The following is a 22,074-nucleotide window of genomic DNA, read 5'->3' on the forward strand; positions in this document are numbered from 1 at the left end:
CAGGATTTCCGAAGTCGACCGGCATGAATCAGCGCGGCGTCAGATCGGTTTTCATGTACTGCAGAGAGAGCCGCGAGAGCGTGCCGTCCGCCTTGACCGATGCGATGGCCTTGTCGAACGCGTCGCGCAGCGCCGTATCCGATTTCCTGAGACCCATGCCGACGCCTTCACCCCAAATCTTTCCCGCGATGACCGGCCCGATCAGCGACAGATCGCTGCCCGCGTTGTTGAGCAGGTAGACGGTGTTCTCCACGGACGCATCGATACGACCGATGCCGAGGTCGAGATCGCGGTCCTTGGAGCTACGGTATTCGCGGATCTGAGCGACGTCGCCAAAGTTCGTGCGAAGGAAGGGCACGTAGGTGGTGGCCGCCTGCACGCCGATCACCTTGCCCTTCAGCGCAGCTCGCAGTGGCGCGAGTGCTGCTTTCGCAGCCGCCGGGGAGTCGATCGTCAGCGTGCCGCCGCCGAGTTGCCCAAACGCTGCGGTATTCCCCTTGGCGGTGACGAAACTCGACGTGACTGTGGCGTAGGGTGTGCTGAAGTCAATGGCTTGTCTGCGCGCATCCGTGATCGCCATCCCGTCCATGATCACGTCGAATTTGCCCGTGTTCAGCGCCGGAATCATGCTGTCCCAGTCGGCAGCGATCTGCTTGCAAGTGAGATGCGCGCGTTCGCACAGTACCTTGGCCAGCGCCGGCTCGAATCCGCCGAGCGTGCCGTCCGGTTTCGACGTGTTCCAGGGCGTGTAGCTTCCCTCGAACGCGATCACGACGTCCTTGGCTTCGGCCAGTTGAACGGTGGCCAGCGCACAGAGGCTGCCGATCAGGCAAGTGGCGCGTTTCAATTTCCTGTTGTTCATCATTTCCGGGTCCGTGGAGTCGTGATTGGGTGGCCGTGGTGGTGCTTCTGCCGCGGTGAACCATTGTCCGATCGGCGGGCCCGCTGGCTCAATTGCCGCAAAATACGTCGCTCATTCCAAAAAGGTATGAACTGCTACACTTAAATTGGCGCGGATTTGTGACGGATTGTGTGAGATGTCGGCCTGGCACTGCGACGTGTTCGTGCGCCTTTATTGCGGAAGGTTATGATCTGACGTTGGCGTCGATTGCGATGTATCGACGAGCCGGAATGGCGATGAACTCGAGGAGGGGGGGATGAACGACTTCACGTTGCGCGAGCTGGAGGTGTTCGCGGCGGTGATGCAGCACGGCACCGTGACGAAGGCCGCGGATTTTCTCGATATCGCACAGCCCGGCGTCAGCAAGCTGCTGGCGCGCCTTGAGGCGAAGGTCGGCTACAGCCTGTTCAACCGTCAGCGGCAGCGGCTGATTCCCACGGCAGAGGCGATCGCGCTCTATGCCGAGGTGGAGCGTTCGTTCATCTCGGCCAGGGAAATCATGAGAGTGGCGCGCGATCTCGGTGATCTACGTGCCGGTCGCCTGAAAATCGGCATTCTGCCGGCACTCGGCAGTGGTTTGATACCCGGCATCATCCACGGATTCCAGGCCGATCATCCCGGCGTGAGGATCACGGTCAACATCCGGTCCACCCAGACGCTCGTGGAGTGGGCCGGGCGCAATCAGCTCGATCTCGCGATCGGTGTGACCAGCAACATCGAGCATCCGGCCGTGGTCCGGCGTACGCTGCCAGCCGTGCCCGTGGTCTGCGTAGTGCCCGAGGGCCACGCGCTGGCGGCGGTCGAGGTGGTCACGCTCAAGCATCTGGAAAGCGCGCCCCTGATCTCGCTGCTCGCGTCCGATCCGCTCGTGGCGCAGATCGAGCGGCATGCGGCACTGGCGAATCTGCGCATTCCCGTTGCCATCGAGACCAATTTGGCCGCGACGGCCATCGCGTTTTGCCAAGCCGGCGCCGGCGTCACGGTCGTGGATTATCTTTCCGCTGTCGCGGCCGCTGCGGATGGCGTGGTGATCAAGCGCTTCGAACCGGCGCTGTCGATCCACTACAGCATCTATCGACAAAAGGGGAGCAAGGCATCCGCGTTGACGGATGCCTTGATCGAACGCGTCGTCGACGAACTGAGCGCGGCAATTACCGGGTTCGAAGCCGGAGCGCCCAAGCGGCCGAGTGGTGGTGCGCCGAGACCGCAGCAAACTTCTCGGCCCGCTTCCTGAACCGGTCAATAAATCCTGCATTGCGTTCACCGGCCGGTAGCACGGCTTTCGACGTAGATCTATGACTTGCTCACACGGCGATCAGCTCGCGCACGCTGTTCGCCTCCATCTCGCTGCCGGCGCCGCCCGTGACGATCTCGCCGCGGCTCATCACCCAGTACTGATCGGCGATCGAGCGGGCGAAATCGTAATACTGCTCGACCAGCAGCACCGTCATCCCAGTCTCGTCAACGAGCTGCCCAGCGTGCGGCCGATGTCCTGGATGATCGACGGCTGGATGCCCTCGGTCGGCTCGTCGAGGATAAGCAGCTGCGGCTCGCTCATCAGCGCGCGGCCGATCGCCAGCTGCTGCTGGCCGCCCGACAGGTCGCCGCCGCGCCGCGCGCGCATGTCCTTGAGCACCGGAAACAGCTCGTAGATCCGCTCCGGCACCTTCGACGGCGCCTTGCGGCTGGCCGCGCCCACCAACAGGTTTTCTTCCACCGTCAGGCGCGGAAAGATATCGCGGCCCTGCGGCCCTGCGGCCCTGCGGCCCTGCGGCCCTGCGGCCCTGCGGCACGTAGGCGAGGCCGGCCGCCACGCGCGTGCGGCGCGAGCGCGTCGAGCGTGCGTCCCTGCCACGCGATGGTGCCGCGCCTGGCGGCCACCACGCCCATCAGGCAGCGCAGCAGCGTGGTCTTGCCCACGCCGTTGCGCCCGAGCAGCACGGTCAGCTTGCCGGCCTCGGCGCTCAGGTTCACGTCGCGCAGGATGTGGCTGCCGCCGTAGTACTGGTTCAGCGATTCGATCTTCAGCATTGTGTGTCCTTCAGCGTCCGAGGTACGACTCGATCACGGCCTCGTCGCGCTTGACCTGATCGAGCGTGCCTTGCGCGAGCACCGCGCCTTCGGCCATCACGGTCACGCGGCCGGTCTCGCCCGCCAGCGCCGCGACGAACTCCATGTCGTGCTCCACCACCATCATCGAGCAGGTGCCGCGCAGCGTGTTGAGCAGCTGCGCGAGTTCCATCGTCTCGTGGTCGGTCATGCCGGCGGCCGGCTCGTCGAGCAGCAGCAGCGCCGGCTGCTGCATCAGCAGCATGCCGATCTCGAGCCGCTGCTTCTGGCCGTGCGAGAGTTCGCCCGCGAGCCGATAGGCGCTGTCTTCGAGCTTGATCACGGGTGCGCCTCGAACACGGTCGGCTTCTGGAACTTGCGGCCGATGCCGATGCGCGCGATCTCGGGCTCGTTCATCCGCGCGAGGTCGATGGTCTGGCCGAGGAACACCTTGCCCGAGTCGGGCCGGGTCTTGCCGGTGATCACGTCCATCATGGTGGTCTTGCCGGCGCCGTTCGGGCCGATCACGCAGCGCAGCTCGCCCGCGTCGATCGCGAGCGACAGCTTCCTGAGCGCGCGATGTCAACGTCGGACGTAATTTCCCCAGAAGTGTCGAAGTAAAATTCCCCACCCTGTTCGGACGGTGATCAGCCGGCGATGTGATCGGATGAGCTCCTTCGCGGACGGCCCGGGCGCCGACGAACCGGTTCAGCGGACGGGTGATTCAGGGAAGATGGTCGGTTGCGCAGATGGACGCGCTCTTCGCGTTCGAGGTGATCAGGCAGCGGTTTGCGACCGACACTTTCGCGCTGCGCACGCGGAGCCGCAGGAGCGGCGGCCACATCGGCAGCGCCTTCGTCGGCCTGCAGGTCCTCCAGCCGCAATTCGAGTTGCTCGATCTGGCGATCCAGCTTCTCCGACTTCCGGCCGAACTGCATGCGGCGCAGTTTCGCGATCGTGAGCCTCAGGTGCTCGATCTCAAGTGATCGCGACGAGAGCTGCTGGCGCAGCTCGGCGACCTGAGCATCACGCTCAAGCAGCAACGCTTTCAGAGCGTTGATGTCGTCGGGCAGCGCAGTCGAGGTCGATTCCATGAAGACGGTTTACGACTGCCCACGATCACGCGAACACCAGTTAACAATGGTTTACAGCGAGCTGCGCGGACGCAGGGCTTCGACGGGCTGCCGCCAATCGAAGCCCTCAAGCAACAGTGCAAGCTGAGCAGTTGTCAGCGCGACCACGCCAGAGTCGGCGCGTGGCCATGCGAAGCGTCCTTTCTCAAGACGCTTCGAGAGCAGGCAGAGGCCGCCATCGCACCACCACAAGCACTTCAGCAAGTCACCGCGTTTGCCTCGGAACACGAACACGTGCCCGCTGTAGGGATCTTTCTCCAGCACGTCTTGTACCTTCGCGGCCAGCGAGTTGAAACCGGAACGCATGTCCGTGACGCCCGCCGCGATCCAGATTCGGGTGTTCGGTGGAATCACTTCAGGCAGTCTCGCAGAAACTGTTCGGCAAATTCCTGCGATATCCCGCAGATGCGAATGCGCCGTTTTCCGACCTCAATCTCGATCTCGCAATTCAGCGACGTCGCGGCGCATGCCGGCACTTTCTGCTCTTGCGGTGGGGCGGTGCTCGCCGTGCTTTCCGGGGGCAGTTCGATCACATCAACGGGCAGCAGTGCTACGCAAGGTGCCGGTGCGGCCTGTTTTGCTTCCAGCGATCTTCGTCGCCACTGGGCGACCATATTGGCATTCAAGCCATGCCTGCGGGCTACCTCGGCAATCGAGCGATTCGGATCGCTCGCTTCAGCAACTACCGCTTCTCGAAACTCCTTCGTGTAATTCCTCGACCCCAGTTGCCGCCCATGTGCCGTTGGCTTCATCAAGCTGATTCCCATTACATCTGATGGGAATCGGATTGCCTACGTCGTTCCTTCGCGAACAGACGGTGCTGATCGAGTGCTTACGCTCAAGGGCGAACTGGTCTATCACCAACGCTTCTCAACGCGTGAGCAGGCCAGGGGCGCCGTTAGCGAATACATTGGAACGCGACACGACACAACGGGGGTGTCTGGATTTCCGTGTTCAAGGCGGGTTGAGATTCACACGGATGGTCGAACGAATCGATCCTCTTAGAGGATGGCGAACTGGTTCATAGCTGCCTTCCAGTCATGAGCAGCGCGCCCCCAATCGGCAGTGATGTTGCGCAGTGCCAGCCAGATGAGCTTGGTGGCAGCCTCTTCGGCCTTGATGAAGCCGCAACGCACGTGTGCTCAGCAGCGTTCATCGAGCACGGCGCGATGTTTTGTTAGCGGATTTTACTCGGCTGACTACCATGTCTTTCCTTCGCCAGGCGTGCGATGTCCCCGGGTTCCAGTATGAGACAGCCAGATTCGTACCTCGCCGCGTTGAGCATTGCCAATCCGACTTCCTCCGTGGTTACTATTCGGTTGGGGAATAGTCTTGCCATCAGGGGTAATATGGGTCCCACCAATCTGTAGAGGTATCGATAGCTTGGCGTTTTAGATTGAATGCCATGCAAGGGTTGGATGACGGCCGGACGGAACAGAAAGACGCCAGCGAAAGGTAGCGCCTTTAGAGCATTCTCGGTTCGCCCCTTCACTCGCGCCCACATACTGCGGCCACGCTCGGTGCTGTCCGTGCCGGCACCGGAAACGTAAGCGAAGCGCATCTCTGGATTGAGCCGGAGCAATACGGAGGCAATGGTCAGCGTCAGGTCGTAGGTGATGTGCTGGTAGGCCGCTTCGCTCATGCCGGATGAAGACACGCCCAAACAGAAGAAGCAGGCATCGATCTCCCGCAACTCAGACTCCATCAGGGTCAAGTCGAATAAATCGTCTCGAACGAGTTGCCGCAGTTTGGGTTGCGCCTGTTTGACTCTCGACCGGCCGAGCACTAGTACCTCGCTGACATCTGGTGCCGTAAGGCATTCGTGGAGCACGCCCTGTCCCACCATCCCGGTGGCGCCTGTAATCAACACTCTCATTGCAGAGCTCCTGAGGCCGGGTGCGTTGCACACCAATTGGAAAGAGTTTCCTCTTTGCTCAGATGATCCGTGCAATGCATATCGGCCACGATCAGTTCGCGAATGGCAAGACGGTCTACCGGCTGTCGGGATGTTAGAGTTTGATTCATGGTGAGCCCTTGGGTTGATTTAACTATTGCTCGATGGCCGCTGCCACCAGCTTGATATGTAGCGGTCAGGTGCCTGCCGCGCGCAGCCACGTGCCGACCGCCTCGGCGTGCTGACCCAGGAGAGCCAGAGCAGCCGCGCGCATCGTCACAAATCCGGGATCGTGCGGACTGAGCGCCAGCGTCCGGTCCGCCCATGCGCGCAGATCCTCCTCGCGCTTTAGCGCGATTAGCGTTTCACAGATTTCGCGAACGGTCACCAGATCGTGTAGGTCATGTGCGTGATGCGCTTGCACGGCGTGAAGCTGCTGTTCCAACTCCATGTGCATCGTCACCCACAAAACCCTGCACGGTCGTTGCTTTTCACGACGTTTTCACAGATCTCGACACACTGCAGGACTGCTTCGCGAGGCACGCCGCTTGCCACCATGTTCTGCGCGAACTGCTGCGCACTCCAGATGCGCCTGTAGCGTTGATACATCACCTTCACGCAACCGAATTTTCGAAGCTCGCAATATGCGATCAGTAGCTGCATGATTTCGATGGAGGTGAGCGTGCGAATGTCAAGCGCACTGATGATATCCATCATCGTATCGTCTTCGACATGCCGCCACAGGTTGAATGCGCCGTGAAATCCGAACGTTGGACTGTCGGGGCAGCCGCGCTCATATGCGAAGCGGTTTGCGACGTCGGCGGGCGCAAAACGGATGCCGTACTCTGTCTCGAGCAACGGTCGGTACAAGCGGCAGATCAGGTCGTCCTCATATGCGCCGGGAAGCAGTTGAAGCCGCGTATCAGCAAGCGCATGTAGCAGCTTCACTGAGCGCAAGGAAAACCCACCGTTGCCGACATTCATGCTATCCCGATGGAATGGCCAGCTCGCGCCGATATAGTCGTAGCCGAGAAACGCATCGCTCCACGTTGCAGCGTCCAGTACATAGCCGTCCCACTGGACGACGAGCACCCACGGCGTGGTCACATGGTTCACGAGATGCTTGACCATGAAGGCTGAGTCATCCCCCTTTGACTGCAGACGGGGAATCGGTACGATGCGGGCAAAGGTTGGCACCACCTCGTGAGTAAAGAGGATTGCGTCAGCGAAATGGCATTGAGCTGCCGAGATTTCCAGCGCGCGTGCGGCGAGCGCCGGATGAATCGAGTCGGCCGCGCATAGCGTCACGTTTCGGAGGTCCAAGGTTGAGCTGCTGTTCACTCGTGTTGTCCTGTACCTGTTCCAATGGATTTCATGTTCTCGATTTTTCTGGGCGATTCAGCCGCCGTATGGCTATCACGGCGACCACGGTGCAAAGTTGAAGGCTTCTCATCCTTTCGGTCAAATGAGCACGTTCCGAATGAGAGCAATGCCGACGAAAAGAATCTCAATCCAAGACCAATATCATACGTCCATCGAAGGTAACGGGACACGATGGATGGAGGTATTTTGCGCGGTGCACAGGCATTCGAATCGGATTCATGAGTGGCGTTTGTGACATTTGTGACGTTTGTGATAGTGAGGTGTATGAATCTATATCTCTAACCTATATTATCGATGGGACTGCGTTTTTTGAAAAAACTGCTGTTTCTCAAAATTTGTCACACCTGCCAATCACGTCGTTGTCATTCCATTGCCGATAGTATTCGGATTCCAAACGTTTTTTTTCAACCATCCGTTCCCGACGCCGCGTCCCTGTCCGCGCATGGGATGCCGGCGTAGGTTCACGCAGGGCGGTCGGGCGTTATTGCACGCACTCGGAGAGGTGCAGTGAGAGCGCAGCGTGATCGGCCGGATTCGCTGGCAGCTCGCCGGTTTCGCCCTCAGTCATCATCGCGACGATCTGGTGCAGCCGTTCCAGTGCTCTACTGGTGACGGACCTGCCAACGCAAAGCCGCGACGCCGGCATGACGTCGACGGTTCGCACGGCATCTTCCGTGCGCCGAAGTCGATGTGCGCACTTGAGGTCGATAATGATTAACAGGCTATCAACGTCTGGCTCGACCGGCATGAAGTCACGGAAACGACGCGGGCTTATCGAATGGCGGCCGTTTGCGGGCATGCTGTCGCCAGATTCCAACACCTCAACGCCTATGCGTTGTCAGTCCTGGGTGCGAAGTTTCGCTGGCTCATCGACAGTGCTGCGGTATGTGCCGCGCGTGTAGCAATCATCTTGGCGTTGGTGCCGTGGTATGGCTTCATGTCTAGTGCTCGCGGATCGTCCGGTAATGCTGGAACAGCGTTGGCGAGGTCTGTGTGCCATAGTCGAACGGCGCGCTGATAGCGCCGCCCGCTACAGTCCGGATGCGCTCGACGGTAACGGCTGGAATGGTGCCGAGCGCCGCGAAATGCTGCATCAGCCGGAAAGCGCTGAGCAGCACCAGCAGGCTGACTCGAGGTTGCTCGCCCCGCGCATCGCACGGCGCGCCCACTCGAGTTCTTCGGGTAGGGGGGAGCCGGACTGCAGGTTCCGCGTGGCGAGGACCTTGGGAAAAGCACGGGTACGCGGTGCGGTCGATGGCTGCCAGGCGAGTTGTCCCGATCGCGGAGGGCTGGTCAGGTTAGCCGAAGAAAAATCCCGTCGTTAGCAGGTCATATTGCAATGATCTGGGGGATTTTTATAACCCGAAAGCTTACTGTGCTTACCTTGTCGCCCCCTCCGCGCCGGACTTGAGGCATCCGCCCACACAGTACTGATCGCGCCACGCATCGAAGACTGGGGCGAGTGAAAGCGGGTACGCAGATAAGTAAATTTTCTGCAGATTCTTGCGAATCGTGTTTTTTTGTACTAGCATGACTCCATCGTGTCTCGACTGGATCGCGGGACACGCCCGTCCAACCTGTGAGGAGTCTTATGTTCTCTTACGCAGCATCAGTCGAGGTCAATCCGCCTGGCACCGAAGTGATCCTCTCGCATGATCAACTTTGGAAGGCTCTGGAAATGAAGGCCGAGAACCCCGTCGCGTTCGTGCCTGGCATGGAAGCCTGCAAGGTGGTAGAGCGATTCGATGACGGCTTCCTGCGGGAAGCGGTTCTACGGGGTAAGCCCCTCATCGAGCGGATCACGTACACCGCGCCGGTCATGGTGCACTTCGAACGCAAGAACAGCGTTGGGTGGATCACGAACACCATCAGTGAGTCCTCTCGCGGGCTTGTCCTCACGTTCTGTTTCTCGGTCACTTTCCCCGACGTGGAGCCCGGGTCTCGCGACGAACAGGAGAGGGGTGTCAGGATGAGCAAGAGCTACATGCAGGCCGTCGAGACCACCCTTGCCGAGTCGCGCCGGCGCGCGGTCGCCAATGCCCTTTGAGCGAGGCGCCCGAATGCAACAGTCCTTTCGGCTACTGAGCTACTCGGTAGCCAGCAGCCCTGCAAGAGCGGGTATCCTGGTCGATGATCGCATCTATGACGCCGCACCATGCGTGCGCCCGAGTGCGATCGTCCAGCCGGGGGTGTCCGTCAGCGACCTGCTGTCGGACTGGCGGGCCTCGCGTGACGCGTTGGCCCGCTATGCCGACCTCGCCCGGAAGGGCGCAGTCACCGGCATCGACCTGGGCGCGGCAACCCTGCACTCGCCGATCCTGTACCCGGGCACCATCTACTGCGCGGGGGCGAACTATCGAGACCATCTCGAAGAGATGCTGAAGGTGCGCAACCAACCCGTTCCGCCGGCCGAGCAGGACGTGGCACCATGGCATTTCCTGCGCCCGAACAAGAGTTGCGTCGCAGGTCCCGGGGGGCGCGTTCGTCGACCCGTCGACTCGAACAGACTGGACTGGGAAGCCGAGCTCGCAGTTGTGATCGGAACACCGGCACGCGACGTCGAGGCTAAGGATGCGTTGAAGCACGTTGCCGGTTACATGGTGGCCAACGATCTGTCGGCACGCGACCTGGCTCGGCGCTCCGACAAGGCAGCAAGCTCACCCTTTTACTTCGACTGGACGGCCCACAAGGGGTTTGACGGCGCTTGCCCGATGGGGCCATGGATCACACCCGCGGAAGACGTATCGGACCCGCAGGCGCTGGACATCCGTCTATGGGTCAACGGGGTGATCAAGCAGGACTCGAACACCTCCCGGATGATCTTCTCCGTGGCAGAGCAGATCGCCCACCTCTCCCGTCGAGTGACGCTGCATCCCGGGGATGTCATTCTCACGGGGACTCCGGCCGGCGTGGGCACGGCTCGCAACGAGTTCCTGCAGCCCGGCGACAAAGTCCGTGTTCAGATTGAGCATCTGGGCTATCTCGAAACCCACATCGACTGACCTTCTATCCAGGGAACCATGATGACTCAGATCCGTGACTTTCTTGACGATGCCATCGCCGATCCGCCAGCTCGCGAGTCGATCGTCAAGCCGTACGTGCTCTCGCACGGCACGCTCGAATGCACGAGCCTTCGCGAATCTCGCCGGTTCTACGAGGAGTTCCTGGGTCTGGAGTGTGTCCAGCACGGCCCGCGTTCGATGGCCGTTCGGTGTGGGATGAAGTTCCACATTGTGTGCGTCGAGGTCGGATCCGCGCTGCATCCCGTGACCTATCTGAGCCACTGGGGCGTGGATGTCGGTTCCAACGCAGAGGTGGATGCCGCTCATGCGGCCGCTCTGGCGAATCGCGAGCGCTATGGGATCGGGAAAGTTACCGACATCGTGGAGCAGCACGGGGTCTACTCGTTCTACTTCGAGGATCTGGATCACAACTGGTGGGAGATCCAGCATTACGCCGCCGGCTTCCAGCACAGCGACATGTTTGACTTCGGCGATGTGTTCGAATCGTCGAAGGGCTGACGCCAGCCCTCTTCACTTTATCCCAAGCCCTATGTCATTCAGCATTCAGTTGGAACCGAGCGGTCACTGCCTGACCGTGGCGCCGGGCCAAACCATCCTTGACACCGCGATCTCGGTTGGCGTCAGGATACCGTACAGCTGCAAGAGCGGCCTGTGCCGCAATTGCCGGGCGACAATCACCTCGGGCGAGGTGTCGCGTCTCGACATTCACCCGGACTCACTTAGCGAGGCTGAGATTTCTCGTGGCGTGGCCTTGCTTTGTCGCACGGTACCGCTGAGCGACTGCACGATCGAGGTCGCAGAGTTGCCGGAGACGCAGATCCTGCCGCAGAAGATGCCGGTGCGGGTCGCCGACATCACATTCGCCTCGCCCGATGTAGCTATCGTGCGGTTGCGGTTGCCCATGAACAAGAAGCTGTCGTTCAGTGCCGGACAGTATGTCGATGTCTTGCTGGAGGAAGGCCAGCGCCGGAGCTACTCTCTGTCCTCCCACCCACACCGGGACGGTCTCTCCGAGTTCGAGATCCATATCCGTCACCTGCCGGGTGGGTTCTTCACTGATCGTGTATTCAGCACGCTGAAGAAGTCGGCGATGCTGAGTATCGAAGGCCCCTTGGGGACCTTCGTATTGCGGGAAGACTCTGACGGACCGATGCTCTTCCTGGCGAGTGGCACGGGGTTCGCGCCCATCGAGGCCATGATCGAGGATGCCCTCGAACGGGGTGTGATCGACCGGCGCAAGGCGTTTGTATATTGGGGTGGGCGCCGATTGGCAGACCTCTATCGCCTGGAGCGAGCCCAGCAGTGGGCGTTGCGTCACCCGAACATCACGTTCGTTCCAGTTCTGTCCGAACCGCAGGTGAGTGACAACTGGAAAGGCCGGACAGGGTTCGTTCATCAGGCTGTCATGGCCGACATCGGGGGCATGGCCGATTGGCAGGTCTACGCTTGCGGTGCACCTGTCATGGTCGACGCGGCCAGGCGCGACTTCGTCGCACATCGGCAACTGCCGGTCGACAGCTTCTTTGCCGACTCCTTCCTGACCCAGGCTGATCTAGCCTCGACACGTCCTGGCATCACCTCGTAGCCACAATCGGAGACTGTCAAATGTTCATCGAGCACCGCACGTACACGATTCGCCCCGGCAAGACCCTCGAGTACCTCGACTTGTATGGCCGCCTCGGCTGGCCGGCTCACAGCGAGCACTCGATCTGCAAGGGTCACTACTACAGCGATGTGGGACAGATGTGTCGTGTCGTCTCGATGTGGGAGTACGAGAGTCTCGAGGATCGCGCGAAGCGTGGTGCGGCGTTGCGTGCCGATCCCCGCTGGCAAGAGGTCATGCCGCAAATCGCGTCGCTGGTGACTGACATTCAAAGCAACATCCTGCTGCCTTCGTCATTTTGGAAGGAGACTCAGAAATGAGTGATCGTCGAGACCGCAATGCGGCATTGGAAGGTCGCCGCATCCTCGTGACGGGCGCTGCCTCCGGGATCGGCCTGAAGACGGTTGAAGTCTTCGTCGCAGCTGGTGCGGACGTGGTTCTGCTGGATCGGAACGCCCATGCCGTGACTGCAGCGGCCTCCCAACTAGGCAAGCGAGGTTTGGTGGCGGACATTGGAAATTTTGCCGAGCTGGAGCTCGCGGTCCATGAGTCCGCAGATCTCATGCACGGGCTCGACGGGATCGTGAACATGGCGGGGATCACGATCGGAAAGCCGCTGGAGGACACGTCCCTGGCGGATTGGGATCGTGTCATTCGGATCAACCTGACGGGAACGTTCAACGTTCTCAAGGCAGCCGTACCTCTCTTGCTCCAATGCCAGAAGCCCACCGTCGTGACGGTCGCTTCGAGCATGGGTCTGAGCCCGACAGGACGGGATCCGGCCTACACCGCGAGCAAGGGTGGGGTTATCGCGCTTACCAAGGCCATTGCTGCCAGCCATGCCCCCAGGCTGCGGGCCAACGTCATCTGTCCCGGTGCAGTCAACACACCCATGCTGCGCGCGACGGTCAGCGACGAAGCTCTGGCGAACATCGTCCGGCAGAACCCGATGAAGCGGATCGCCGAGCCTGAGGAGGTGGCCGAGGCGGCGCTCTTCCTGACGAGCGACGCGTCGTCGTATATTACCGGCACCGCTCTTGCTGTTGAGGGCGGCAGAATTCTGCATTAGGGAAAGGTATGGGTACACAAGAACTACTGCCGACCAAGTTCGCGTCGGACGCGACCGTGGTCGACGGAGCGACCAAAGACCGTGGCGCGCAGTCCGACAAGGCATTTGCAAGCATCAGGAACTGCATTCTGCTGGGAGAACTGAAGCCTGGCGAAAAGCTTCGCGTTGAAGTTCTTCAACGCGACCTGTCTCTGTCCAGCACGCCTGTGCGAGAAGCATTGAACAGGTTGACAACCGAGGGACTGGTTACGTTTGAAGAGAACCGAGGCTTCCGCACAGCGCCGATCACGGCGTCCGATCTCCGGGACATCACAAGGCTGCGCTTGCTCGTGGAGTCGGAGGCTCTCTCGGACTCGATGGTCTGCGGGGACGATGCCTGGGAAGCCAACGTCGTTGCCGCGAACTATCGGCTGACCCAACATGAGCAACGCATTGCCGCCGGAGAGATCGAGCGCGGTGAGCCTTGGACGGTCCTCCACAAGGCGTTCCACATGGCGCTGCTCTCCGCGTGCAGCTACCCCAGGATTCTGAAAACCTGCGATCAACTGTTCGATCAGTCTGAGCGCTATCGCCGCTTTGCCACTCGTGTACGAGTCCTCAAACGTGATGTATCGGCGGAGCACCAGGCCATCATGGAGGCGGTTCTCGCCAGGAATACGAAGCTCGCAGTCGACCTGTTGGGTCACCACATCGCAAAGACCGGGGAGAACGTGGCCAAGATCCTCGGCGAAGCCCAGACAACCGCAAAGAGGTGACTTGCCCTCGGTGCCGACTAGCCTCGAAGCCGAATCCTCTAACAGCCAGAAAACACTCGGGCATATAGCCCGACGTCGTACATGGCGACACGCACCGAGCGCGATCTCGTAGCACGAGTCGCGTTTCACTTCAACTTTGTCAACAGCAAGGATTCTCACCGTGAGTCAACTGTTCAGCCCGATCCGCGTCGGACGCTACACTCTGTCGAACCGCTTGGTGATGGCGCCGATGACCCGCAGCCGCGCGCAATTTGACGGCACGCCGGGTGAATTGGCCTCGGAATACTATGCTCAGCGGGCGAGCGTTGGTCTGATCGTGACCGAAGGCACGCAACCGTCGGAGGACGGGCAGGGCTACATCACGACGCCGGGCATCTACACCGACGCGCATGTTGCCGGCTGGAAGTGCGCCACCGATTCAGTACATGCGAAGGGCGGCCATCTGTTCATCCAACTGATGCACGCGGGCCGCATGTGCCATCCGGACAACACGCCGCACCATCGCCCAGGCGTTGCACCGTCGGCCATCGCGCCGGCCACGGGCATGTTTACGGCTAAGGGCATGCAGGACATTCCGGTGCCGCGCGCGCTGTCGACCGACGAAGTGCGCGGCACCGTCGCGGACTTCCGCGTGGCGGCGCGCCGCGCGATCGAGGCCGGCGCCGATGGCGTCGAGATCCACGGCGCGAACGCGTACCTGATCCAGCAGTTCTTTGCGCCGAACGCCAACGTGCGCACCGATGCGTACGGCGGTTCGATCGAGAACCGCGCGCGCTTCGCGATCGAAGTGGCCGCGGCAATCGCCGACGAGATCGGCGCGGACCGCACGGCGATCCGCCTATCGCCGGGCACCGCGATGTGGGGTATCGACGAAGGTGCCGAGGGACCGGACCTATACCGCTATTTGGTCGCGGAACTGGACAAGCTCGGTCTGGCCTATCTGCACATCATGCATCTGGGCAACGATGCGTTGCTGGCCGATATTCGCAAGCTCTGGAAGGGCACGCTGATCCTGAACCGCCCGGGCCGCTTGCGCGAACACATCGGGGCCGATGTCGAAGCGGGGCTCGCCGATCTGGAAGCATACGGCCAGATGGTGCTCGCCAATCCGGATTTCATCGCGCGCTTGCAGGTCGACGCACCGATGAACGACGCGGATCGTGCGACGTTCTTCGGCGGCAACGCGCGAGGCTACACCGACTATCCTGCGCTGCACGAGGCCGCGGGGGCATGAGGCGAGCATCATCACTTTGCGGCGCGCCAATCACCGCGGTCACTTCCGGCCTATGGCCCGTGCGGCTTGGCCGAACCGATCGATCCGTTTCTCGGTGACGATCATGCGTGTGCTTGGGGTCTCTCGATGGACCGTGCCGCGTGCGCCGACGGAATTTGACGCGTTTCAAGCCCCCCCTTCAAATCTTCAAGCGGAGAGGTTGCCATGTCCAAGATTGATAGTATTGCCACCTTCGACATGTTCATTGGCGGGCAATCGCGTGCTCCAGCCGGTGGCGAATATTTCAATTCAATCGATCCCAGCAACGGCCTGTTGACTGCACGTATTGCCCGCGGTGGAATGGCGGATGTCGATGAGGCAGTTACGAATGCTGCTGGTGCTTTGCGCGAATGGTCTGATATGAACCCCCACGCACGAGGCAAGATCTTGCGCCGGGTCGGGGAGGCCCTGGCTGACAATCGTGACCATCTCGCTGCACTCGAAACGCGCGATATTGGGATGCCGTTGCAATTTGCCTCGCTGACAATCTCGGGGGCGGCCGACTATTTCGATTTCTACGGGAGTCTTGCCGCCACGGTGCAGGGAGAGACAATCCCCGTCGGCTCCGGGCGGTTCAATTACACGCTCTGGGAACCCTACGGCGTTGTTGCGGCAATCGCTCCATGGAATGTCCCCGTCAATCAGGCTGCCCGATGCGTCGCACCGGCATTGGCAGCAGGCAATTGCGTAGTCCTGAAGCCAAGTGAATTCTCGTCCATGGCAACCGTGGAAATGGTTCGTCTGGCAAACGAAGCGGGTTTGCCGGCGGGTGTGATGAACCTCGTCACAGGATATGGCCACGAAGTCGGCGCGGCGCTCACCCAGCACGCGCTCGTCGAGGCGATAACGTTTACTGGCTCGGTTGCGACCGGAAGGGCGATCGGCAAGGTTGCGGCAGACCGGGTCGTGCCGGTTACCCTTGAACTGGGCGGCAAGTCGCCGGACATTGTTTTCGAGGACGCCAAGCTGGAGGTTGCGGTTCCGAAGGTACTGATGGGCTTCATCCTGAACTCCGGTCAGATATGTACCTCAGGTACGCGCGTTATCGTGCAACGCTCGATCTATGAGAAATTCTCGGCAATGCTGGTCGCAGCTGCCGAGAGGATTCCGATCGGCATCAACAATCCAATGCCCACTCTCGGGCCGATCGCCAATGAAATGCAGTTTGAGAAGGTCATGCGTTATATCGAAGCCGCAGGGAGTGAAGGTGCCCGGCTGCTAACGGGCGGAGAGCGCGCGAGCGGGCCAGGCCTGAGCGAGGGCTTCTATGTCAAACCGACGATTTTCGGCGACGTAACACGCGATATGACGATCGTGCGCGAGGAGATATTTGGCCCTGTTGGTGTTCTGATTCCCTTCGACACGGAAGAGGAAGCAATCGAGATCGCGAACGATACGCCTCTCGGGCTGGCGGCCGGAGTCTGGTCGCAGGATGCAAGCCGCGTCCACCGGGTCGCTCGCCGTCTCCAGGCGGGCACCGTCTACATCAACGATTGGCACGTCCAAGCGGTCGAGGTGCCGATGGGGGGGTACAAGCGGAGCGGCATCGGCCGCGAACGCGGTATCCAGGCAATCAAGAGCTATATGCAGTCGAAGAGTGTTTTGCAGACGTTGATCTGATACCACGACACGTTGGTCGGAACTCATGGCACCACTCTTCGTGATTGCGAGCCCAAAGGGCGAAGCAATTCAGGACGGTTTGCGCCGCACTGGATTGCTTCGTTGGCTTCACCTCCTTGCAAGTAGAATGGTGACCGATGATCAGATCGGAATAGCCGACCGGCATCGTTGAATTCCGCAAGGCCATCGTCGCGTAGCGAAAACTATATGTTGATTGTCGTGTATTTCCCTGCCTGTCTGCGAAATGCAGCGTGGCTGCGCTGCGGATTCTGAATGGACTACCTCTTTTGCTCCAGCGCGCCGATCGTCAGACTGTCAGCGACGAGCATACCGATCTGGCAAGGCAACGGGCGAGGTGGCTGCGTTGCGGGTAGCAAAAGAAACCCATCGCGCAGGGTAAGAATAATCCATATCCCGCTTAATATATGGAGGATGCCTAATGAAAGCATTGTCCGGATAAAATTGGTAGGAAAAATTTCGTCTCCGACGTGCAACAAAATAGTGCGGTCGCATACCTGCAAGTGGGCGATGGCATCAGGTTGGAATGCGCGTGCTTACCCGTACCTTCGCCTCCCCTTTGCCGATCAGTGATTTCATATCGCACTGTTGCTGGCGAGTTCATCGAGTAATGCGTATGTTTTCAAGCGGAATAATTCGCGCTTTACACCCGATTCTACTGACTCCAGTCCATATCCGGTTCCTTCCCGCCACCCATTGACAATAAAGGCTACCCCAAAATGCCTACTTCAACTGACGTTCTCTTTCGCCCGTTTCGTATCCGTTCTCTTGAATTGCCCAATCGAATTGTCATGGCCCCCATGACACGGGCGTTTGCCCCTGAAGGTGTACCCGGGGAGCCCCACGCCAATTACTATCGGCGCCGAGCCGAGGGCGGGGTCGGCCTCATCCTGTCCGAAGGCGCGGTGATTGATCGCCCGGCGTCTCACAACGGTCCCGGGCTGCCGTTCTTTCATGGCGAGCCGGCGCTGCGAGGCTGGAAAGGCGTCATCGACGCTGTCCACGGTGCAGGCGGACGAATGGGGCCGCAGCTGTGGCACACCGGCTCCGTCAAGAATGTCCGGGTAGAATGGCAGCCCGCAGCTGCGGTCGAGAGCCCTTCCGGCCTTTGTGCGCCCGATGAGCCTCGCGGCGAGGCGATGAATGATGAAGCGATCGCCGACACCATTGCCGCCTACGCAAAAGCGGCCGCCGATGCAAAGCGCCTCGGCTTCGATACCGTCGAGATTCACGGCGCGCACGGCTATTTGATTGATCAGTTCTTCTGGGCCGGCACAAATTTGCGTACCGACCATTACGGCGGCGCAACCATCCGCGAACGATCTCGTTTCGCCGCTGAAATTGTGGAGGCGGTTCGCGCGGCGGTCGGACCGGATTTTCCAATCCTAATGCGTCTTAGCCAGTGGAAGCCGCAGGACTACAACGCAAGAATCGCGCAGGCGCCGGATCAGATGGCGGACTGGCTGCAACCGCTCGTCGACGCTGGTGTGGATGTGCTGCATTGCTCTCAGCGGCGTTTTTGGGAACCGGAGTTTCCTGAGATCGATGGCGCCTCTGGCCTGAATTTCGCCGGATGGGCCAAGAAATTGACTGGCGCTGCAACTGTTAGCGTCGGATCGGTGGGGCTGTCGAATGAATTTAGAGCTGCATTTGCTGGAGAAGGCGCTGCCAGCGTCGGTCTGGACCAACTGATCGAGCGGATGGAACGCGACGAGTTCGATCTGATTGCAGTGGGCCGAGCGCTCTTGAGTGACCCCCAGTGGGTAGCGAAGATTCGCGCAGGTGATGCGGCACGTCTGAAAGGGTTTGATACGTCCGCACTTGCAACATTCGTCTGACTGAAGCGATCCGCTTGCGCTCTTTGGGCGGCGTGATTATGAGGGCGGCTCCAAAAGCCGCATGTTAGTCATTGTGCAATCGGATCCGCTCGGCGAGCAGATCGACGAAGGCGACCACCTTAGGTGAAAGATGACGTCTCGTTGGATAGAGCGCATGCACGGGGATTTCCGGGAAGGACCAGTCGACGAGCACGGGCAGCAAGCGCTTGCTGCGCAGGTCATCCGCACAGAAGAGCTCGGGTAGGCATGCGATCCCCACGCCCGCGCGGGCGGCCTCTTGGGCTATTTCCATATCGTTGACCGTCAGTCGTGGGCTGATGCGAACCTCGACATGTTTCCCGCTTGATTCCATAGTCCAGACGTGCGGCGCCACTCCGCCGCTGAACGCGACACATGCGTGGCTTGGTAGTTCAGCAGGCGTTTTAGGGACTCCGTGGTGTTTGCTGTACTCGGGCGCTACGACGAGTACCGATTTCGCTTTTCCGAGACTGCGCGCGACGAGCGTCGAATCGACAAGTACCCCAGCTCGAATAGCCACGTCAAAGCGCTCCTCCACGAGATCGACGCGACGATCCGAGCACTCCATCTCGACTGCTACGTCCGGATAGCGAACGAGATACTCTGCAACGATCGGTCCAAGCATACTGGACGACATGGGGGTCGCTACCCGCAGTAGGCCGCGCGGTGCACCACGCATTCCCGCCACTGCGCTCTCGGCTTCTTCGATATCGCTCATGGCGGGGCCGACGCGCTCGAATAGGACGCGCCCCACCTCGGTGAGGCTCAGCTTGCGCGTCGTGCGCTGGATAAGCCGCTCGCCAACCCGCTCCTCGAGCTCGGAAATCTTTCTGCTTACCGTGGACTTCGGCAGGTTCAAGCGTCGCGCCGCTTCGCTCAGGCTCCCCGCCTGAACAACCCGTATGAAGATCAAGAATTGGTTGAGATCGGTCGTTCCATTCATGGAACGATCATACTCAAATTTCCTGGCTTGTTCAACGAACGGCCCAGACGTATCTTGTAAGTCTCGAAAGTCACCATTAACCGGAAAGAGAAGGAGAAGTTGTCATGGCAGATACGTCGAATATGCTCCAGGACCTGGCCAGGGGGCTTAGTACCCCGGTTCGTGCTCCGATTCTGCACACGCCGGATGAGTACGGGATGGCGTACGAGGACATCACGTTCCCGTCCCTGGACGGCACCCCGCTGGAGGCGTGGTGGATCCCCTGCGCGGGATCGGACAAGTTGGTCATCGCCAATCACCCGATGCCCATGAATCGTTATGGCTTCCCCTCGCATCTACCCCAGTGGCAGTTCGTTCCCGGTAACGACATCGAGGTCAACTACATGCGGGATTACCAGCACCTGCATGAAGCCGGCTACAACGTGTTGACCTACGACTCGCGTAACCATGGCCAAAGCAGCGTGGCCAACGGCAACATCTTCACCTGGGGGCTGTTCGAATCCCGCGACGTTGCCGGTTCGCTGCAGTACGTTAAGTCTCGCCCCGACACCCGCGGCATGAAGCTTGGCATCCTGGGCCGCTGCATGGGCGCCAACGCGACCTTCGTCGCAAAGACCCGGTATCCGGAGCTTTTTGCTGACGTACAGGCATTGGTTGCCGTGCAACCAATCTCGATGCGCGCCATGGTCGAGCGTAACCTCGAGTACATGGGGCTTGCGGACCAGTTCGCCGCCGTTGACAGCGCGGTACAGTTGATTACCAGCTTTACGATCGACCAGGTGTCGCCGCTGGAATACGCCAATAACTGGCAAGCGCCTGCCTTCCTCCTCCAGGTGCGCGACGACGCTTTGACCAAGTCCACCGACGTGCAGGCGATCTTCGACAACATCCCGGTCGCGGACAAGAAGCTGTTCTGGATCGAAGGCAGCGCCCGGCGCTGGGATGGCTACAACTACTTCTCCGAACACCCGGAGCAGATGATCGAATGGTTCAACAAGCACATCAGCTGAACCCATTTCACCTTAAGCGCGCTATGTGAGCGTTTCGCATCATCCCTGGCGGCCGTGTAAGGACGCCAGCCGGGGGTGTGCTTGCATAAAGCGGCGTATCTTGGCTCGTATGTATCAATAGCACGCAGTAGAAAGCGCGGGAGAATAGTCATGGCAGGAAAAACCATTGTGGTGTTCGGTGCGACGGGGCGACAGGGGCGTGGCGTGGTGAACGCGCTGCTCGACCAGGGTGGCTATACCGTTCGGGCAATCAGTCGAGATACCGGCTCGGATCAGGCCAGGAGACTGGCTGCTCGCGGAGTCGAAGTGGTCGCCGCAGATCTGAATGTAGCGGACACTCTGGCATCGGCGCTTAGCGGAGCATATGGTGTGTTCTTGGTCACCAATTTCTGGGATCCCGCAACCGGGACCAGCGAGTACGACCAGGTAAGGAATGTAGTCGACGCGGCCAAATCCGCCGGTGTTTCTCACGTTGTTTGGTCGACTCTGCCCAACGTTCACGAAATTTCTGGCGGCCGGTATGAGGTTTCCCACTTCACCAACAAGGCTCGAGCCAACTCGATGATCGCAAGCGCGGGCTTTCCTTACTATAGCTTTGTTGAGGCGCCGTTTTTCTTCCAGAATTTTCTTGCCCAGATGGCACCGCAGCCCACTGGAAACGGGAACCAAAAGGTCCTGGCGGTTCCGATGGATATCGCCAGCAAAAACATCCATGCCGGCGACATCCATGAACTGGGCAAGTTGGTTAGACAGGTCTTTGATCACCCGGAGACGGCCGGTCAGGGTCAAGTGTTGTCCTTGTGTGCCGATGCTTACAGCTGGCAGGGGTTCGCGGATGCGCTGAACGCACTGGGTCACAACGTGGTAGTGAACCAGGTGCCGGGCAATGTCTACGATACCTTCTATCCCGGCGCCGATGAGGTCCGCGAGATGATGAGCTATTTCGAGGAATTCAGTTACTTCGGCCCGGAGGCGGACGCTAAGAGGGCGCGCGCTGATGCGCTTGTCGAAGGGAAACTCACTAACTTCGCGGAGTGGGTCAAGGTCAATATGCCTGCTTGAATCGTCAGCAACGAAGTTAGGATACCGATTTATTTACATGTTGGAGTGGATGATCTGCGGCCGTCCGAGCGGGAGATGGCATGCCGGCGGATCTGTCGGCAATGATCCCCCGCTGGGGTTGCGGTTCTGATTTGGCTTAACGTTTGGCCAGGAAGGACCGTAAGTGTTCGACGATGTGACCAGATTGGTTCAGAGCCGCTGATATCGGGGCATTGCGATGGGCTCTTTCACGAAGGCGGGGAAACGACGTCGTGCTGCAGCGGACGGAGCGAAACTGAGCCGTGATTTCGTCGCTGGCGCAGGTTGTGTCGCGGTACGCCGCTGTTCGGATCATCTCGAGCGGTGGGGTGCGTTGCCAAGCTGCTCGGTCCCGGGATGACATAGCGACGCCGTCGATTCCGGACACGAGGAGCGAGTTTCAACCGCTGAGACGCGCTCCGTCCCGGTGGAACCTCACTCGCCATCGCACTGACGGTAGATTG

The 22,074-nt window shown here is 60.2% G+C and carries 22 protein-coding genes and 5 pseudogenes; 14 read left to right on the forward strand and 13 right to left on the reverse strand.

All coding sequences use genetic code 11. The features are described from left to right. Nucleotides 1-28: 28 nt before the first annotated feature. The gene (locus HWX36_RS03245; RefSeq protein ID WP_208457791.1) at nucleotides 29-865 is read right to left on the reverse strand and encodes a transporter substrate-binding domain-containing protein; all 837 of its coding nucleotides are present in this window, start codon (nucleotides 863-865) and stop codon (nucleotides 29-31) included. Between the two features lie 292 nt (nucleotides 866-1,157). On the opposite strand from HWX36_RS03245, the gene HWX36_RS03250 reads away from it, so the two are divergent. Continuing rightward, a complete protein-coding gene (locus tag HWX36_RS03250) occupies nucleotides 1,158-2,135 on the forward strand; it encodes a LysR substrate-binding domain-containing protein (protein WP_175950860.1) in 978 nt (325 codons plus the stop codon). Nucleotides 2,136-2,205: 70 nt separating this feature from the next. Here the strand turns inward: HWX36_RS03250 and HWX36_RS03255 are convergent. The 6 genes and pseudogenes from HWX36_RS03255 to HWX36_RS03280 all read right to left on the reverse strand — a co-directional run bounded on the left by HWX36_RS03255 (nucleotide 2,206) and on the right by HWX36_RS03280 (nucleotide 4,835). Next, nucleotides 2,206-2,932 (reverse strand): annotated as a pseudogene (locus HWX36_RS03255) (ABC transporter ATP-binding protein). A gap of 10 nt (nucleotides 2,933-2,942) precedes the next feature. Continuing rightward, a pseudogene (locus tag HWX36_RS03260) lies at nucleotides 2,943-3,529 on the reverse strand (ATP-binding cassette domain-containing protein); the annotation flags it as partial. Nucleotides 3,530-3,597: 68 nt separating this feature from the next. Continuing rightward, a pseudogene (locus tag HWX36_RS03265) lies at nucleotides 3,598-3,702 on the reverse strand (AAA family ATPase); the annotation flags it as partial. Further along, nucleotides 3,697-4,044 (reverse strand): annotated as a pseudogene (locus HWX36_RS03270) (transposase); the annotation flags it as partial. The pseudogenes HWX36_RS03270 and HWX36_RS03265, both read right to left, overlap by 6 nt. Nucleotides 4,045-4,095: 51 nt before the next feature. After that, nucleotides 4,096-4,437, reverse strand: coding sequence for an IS66 family insertion sequence element accessory protein TnpB (gene tnpB, locus HWX36_RS03275; protein ID WP_279613375.1), 342 nt, complete (start codon nucleotides 4,435-4,437; stop codon nucleotides 4,096-4,098). After that, the gene (locus tag HWX36_RS03280; protein WP_175951167.1) at nucleotides 4,434-4,835 is read right to left on the reverse strand and encodes a transposase; all 402 of its coding nucleotides are present in this window, start codon (nucleotides 4,833-4,835) and stop codon (nucleotides 4,434-4,436) included. The genes tnpB and HWX36_RS03280 overlap by 4 nt, the downstream gene beginning before the upstream one ends. A gap of 82 nt (nucleotides 4,836-4,917) precedes the next feature. On the opposite strand from HWX36_RS03280, the pseudogene HWX36_RS03285 reads away from it, so the two are divergent. Further along, nucleotides 4,918-4,995 (forward strand): annotated as a pseudogene (locus HWX36_RS03285) (IS3 family transposase); the annotation flags it as partial. 265 nt (nucleotides 4,996-5,260) lie between these two features. Here the strand turns inward: HWX36_RS03285 and HWX36_RS03290 are convergent. The 5 genes from HWX36_RS03290 to HWX36_RS03310 all read right to left on the reverse strand — a co-directional run bounded on the left by HWX36_RS03290 (nucleotide 5,261) and on the right by HWX36_RS03310 (nucleotide 8,529). After that, on the reverse strand, nucleotides 5,261-5,959 hold the full coding sequence (locus HWX36_RS03290; RefSeq protein WP_175950861.1) for an NAD-dependent epimerase/dehydratase family protein: 699 nt from the start codon (nucleotides 5,957-5,959) through the stop codon (nucleotides 5,261-5,263). Nucleotides 5,960-6,173: 214 nt separating this feature from the next. Further along, nucleotides 6,174-6,428 carry a hypothetical protein gene (locus HWX36_RS03295; protein WP_175950862.1) on the reverse strand — a complete coding sequence of 85 codons (255 nt, stop codon included), beginning with the start codon at nucleotides 6,426-6,428 and terminating at the stop codon, nucleotides 6,174-6,176. Nucleotides 6,429-6,436: 8 nt separating this feature from the next. Continuing rightward, complete coding sequence (locus HWX36_RS03300) at nucleotides 6,437-7,318, reverse strand: DUF5672 family protein (protein WP_175950863.1); 882 nt, start codon at nucleotides 7,316-7,318, stop codon at nucleotides 6,437-6,439. 523 nt (nucleotides 7,319-7,841) lie between these two features. Next, entirely contained in the window at nucleotides 7,842-8,159 is a 318-nt protein-coding gene (locus tag HWX36_RS03305) for a hypothetical protein (RefSeq protein ID WP_175950864.1), read from the reverse strand. A gap of 142 nt (nucleotides 8,160-8,301) precedes the next feature. Next, nucleotides 8,302-8,529 (reverse strand): hypothetical protein, encoded by a 228-nt coding sequence (locus HWX36_RS03310; RefSeq protein ID WP_175950865.1) that lies wholly within the window; start codon nucleotides 8,527-8,529, stop codon nucleotides 8,302-8,304. Between the two features lie 422 nt (nucleotides 8,530-8,951). Between HWX36_RS03310 and HWX36_RS03315 the strand changes: the two genes are divergently transcribed. The 10 genes from HWX36_RS03315 (at nucleotide 8,952) to HWX36_RS03360 (ending at nucleotide 18,559) form a co-directional block, all read left to right on the forward strand. Then, the gene (locus HWX36_RS03315; RefSeq protein ID WP_175950866.1) at nucleotides 8,952-9,407 is read left to right on the forward strand and encodes an SRPBCC family protein; all 456 of its coding nucleotides are present in this window, start codon (nucleotides 8,952-8,954) and stop codon (nucleotides 9,405-9,407) included. A 13-nt stretch (nucleotides 9,408-9,420) separates the two neighbouring features. After that, nucleotides 9,421-10,362 carry a fumarylacetoacetate hydrolase family protein gene (locus tag HWX36_RS03320; protein WP_175950867.1) on the forward strand — a complete coding sequence of 314 codons (942 nt, stop codon included), beginning with the start codon at nucleotides 9,421-9,423 and terminating at the stop codon, nucleotides 10,360-10,362. An 18-nt stretch (nucleotides 10,363-10,380) separates the two neighbouring features. Beyond that, nucleotides 10,381-10,881 (forward strand): VOC family protein, encoded by a 501-nt coding sequence (locus HWX36_RS03325; protein ID WP_175950868.1) that lies wholly within the window; start codon nucleotides 10,381-10,383, stop codon nucleotides 10,879-10,881. A gap of 31 nt (nucleotides 10,882-10,912) precedes the next feature. Further along, complete coding sequence (locus HWX36_RS03330) at nucleotides 10,913-11,968, forward strand: CDP-6-deoxy-delta-3,4-glucoseen reductase (RefSeq protein ID WP_175950869.1); 1,056 nt, start codon at nucleotides 10,913-10,915, stop codon at nucleotides 11,966-11,968. Between the two features lie 20 nt (nucleotides 11,969-11,988). Beyond that, a complete protein-coding gene (locus tag HWX36_RS03335) occupies nucleotides 11,989-12,306 on the forward strand; it encodes an NIPSNAP family protein (protein WP_175950870.1) in 318 nt (105 codons plus the stop codon). After that, a complete protein-coding gene (locus HWX36_RS03340) occupies nucleotides 12,303-13,055 on the forward strand; it encodes an SDR family NAD(P)-dependent oxidoreductase (protein ID WP_175950871.1) in 753 nt (250 codons plus the stop codon). Before HWX36_RS03335 ends, HWX36_RS03340 begins: the two co-directional genes overlap by 4 nt. An 8-nt stretch (nucleotides 13,056-13,063) precedes the next feature. Further along, complete coding sequence (locus HWX36_RS03345) at nucleotides 13,064-13,810, forward strand: GntR family transcriptional regulator (RefSeq protein WP_175950872.1); 747 nt, start codon at nucleotides 13,064-13,066, stop codon at nucleotides 13,808-13,810. A 160-nt stretch (nucleotides 13,811-13,970) separates the two neighbouring features. After that, on the forward strand, nucleotides 13,971-15,044 hold the full coding sequence (locus HWX36_RS03350; protein WP_175950873.1) for an alkene reductase: 1,074 nt from the start codon (nucleotides 13,971-13,973) through the stop codon (nucleotides 15,042-15,044). Nucleotides 15,045-15,248: 204 nt separating this feature from the next. Then, nucleotides 15,249-16,703, forward strand: a complete 1,455-nt coding sequence (locus tag HWX36_RS03355) for an aldehyde dehydrogenase family protein (RefSeq protein ID WP_208457792.1) — start codon at nucleotides 15,249-15,251, stop codon at nucleotides 16,701-16,703. A gap of 737 nt (nucleotides 16,704-17,440) precedes the next feature. After that, a complete protein-coding gene (locus HWX36_RS03360) occupies nucleotides 17,441-18,559 on the forward strand; it encodes an NADH:flavin oxidoreductase (protein WP_175950874.1) in 1,119 nt (372 codons plus the stop codon). A 64-nt stretch (nucleotides 18,560-18,623) separates the two neighbouring features. On the opposite strand, the gene HWX36_RS03365 is transcribed toward HWX36_RS03360, so the two are convergent. Continuing rightward, on the reverse strand, nucleotides 18,624-19,520 hold the full coding sequence (locus tag HWX36_RS03365) for a LysR family transcriptional regulator (RefSeq protein WP_175950875.1): 897 nt from the start codon (nucleotides 19,518-19,520) through the stop codon (nucleotides 18,624-18,626). A gap of 104 nt (nucleotides 19,521-19,624) precedes the next feature. Between HWX36_RS03365 and HWX36_RS03370 the strand changes: the two genes are divergently transcribed. Both HWX36_RS03370 and HWX36_RS03375 read left to right on the forward strand, forming a co-directional pair. After that, a complete protein-coding gene (locus tag HWX36_RS03370) occupies nucleotides 19,625-20,530 on the forward strand; it encodes an alpha/beta hydrolase (RefSeq protein WP_175950876.1) in 906 nt (301 codons plus the stop codon). Between the two features lie 150 nt (nucleotides 20,531-20,680). After that, entirely contained in the window at nucleotides 20,681-21,592 is a 912-nt protein-coding gene (locus tag HWX36_RS03375; protein ID WP_175950877.1) for an NmrA/HSCARG family protein, read from the forward strand. The last annotated feature ends 482 nt before the right edge of the window (nucleotides 21,593-22,074 follow it).

Origin of the sequence: Burkholderia sp. BCC0405 (assembly GCF_902833075.1) — a bacterium.
Taxonomy (GTDB): Bacteria; Pseudomonadota; Gammaproteobacteria; order Burkholderiales; family Burkholderiaceae; genus Burkholderia.

Bases quoted from the DNA above. Each gene is read 5' to 3' on its own strand.
- HWX36_RS03330 (WP_175950869.1), top strand. From the start codon at position 10,913: ATGTCATTCAGCATTCAGTTGGAACCGAGCGGTCACTGCCTGACCGTG.
- HWX36_RS03340 (WP_175950871.1), top strand. From the start codon at position 12,303: ATGAGTGATCGTCGAGACCGCAATGCGGCATTGGAAGGTCGCCGCATC.
- HWX36_RS03365 (WP_175950875.1), bottom strand. From the start codon at position 19,520: ATGAATGGAACGACCGATCTCAACCAATTCTTGATCTTCATACGGGTT.
- HWX36_RS03245 (WP_208457791.1), bottom strand. From the start codon at position 865: ATGATGAACAACAGGAAATTGAAACGCGCCACTTGCCTGATCGGCAGC.
- HWX36_RS03375 (WP_175950877.1), top strand. From the start codon at position 20,681: ATGGCAGGAAAAACCATTGTGGTGTTCGGTGCGACGGGGCGACAGGGG.
- HWX36_RS03370 (WP_175950876.1), top strand. From the start codon at position 19,625: ATGGCAGATACGTCGAATATGCTCCAGGACCTGGCCAGGGGGCTTAGT.
- HWX36_RS03295 (WP_175950862.1), bottom strand. From the start codon at position 6,428: ATGGAGTTGGAACAGCAGCTTCACGCCGTGCAAGCGCATCACGCACAT.
- HWX36_RS03355 (WP_208457792.1), top strand. From the start codon at position 15,249: ATGTCCAAGATTGATAGTATTGCCACCTTCGACATGTTCATTGGCGGG.
- HWX36_RS03305 (WP_175950864.1), bottom strand. From the start codon at position 8,159: ATGCCCGCAAACGGCCGCCATTCGATAAGCCCGCGTCGTTTCCGTGAC.
- HWX36_RS03315 (WP_175950866.1), top strand. From the start codon at position 8,952: ATGTTCTCTTACGCAGCATCAGTCGAGGTCAATCCGCCTGGCACCGAA.
- HWX36_RS03290 (WP_175950861.1), bottom strand. From the start codon at position 5,959: ATGAGAGTGTTGATTACAGGCGCCACCGGGATGGTGGGACAGGGCGTG.
- HWX36_RS03320 (WP_175950867.1), top strand. From the start codon at position 9,421: ATGCAACAGTCCTTTCGGCTACTGAGCTACTCGGTAGCCAGCAGCCCT.
- HWX36_RS03325 (WP_175950868.1), top strand. From the start codon at position 10,381: ATGATGACTCAGATCCGTGACTTTCTTGACGATGCCATCGCCGATCCG.
- HWX36_RS03360 (WP_175950874.1), top strand. From the start codon at position 17,441: ATGCCTACTTCAACTGACGTTCTCTTTCGCCCGTTTCGTATCCGTTCT.
- HWX36_RS03335 (WP_175950870.1), top strand. From the start codon at position 11,989: ATGTTCATCGAGCACCGCACGTACACGATTCGCCCCGGCAAGACCCTC.
- HWX36_RS03250 (WP_175950860.1), top strand. From the start codon at position 1,158: ATGAACGACTTCACGTTGCGCGAGCTGGAGGTGTTCGCGGCGGTGATG.
- HWX36_RS03280 (WP_175951167.1), bottom strand. From the start codon at position 4,835: ATGAAGCCAACGGCACATGGGCGGCAACTGGGGTCGAGGAATTACACG.
- HWX36_RS03345 (WP_175950872.1), top strand. From the start codon at position 13,064: ATGGGTACACAAGAACTACTGCCGACCAAGTTCGCGTCGGACGCGACC.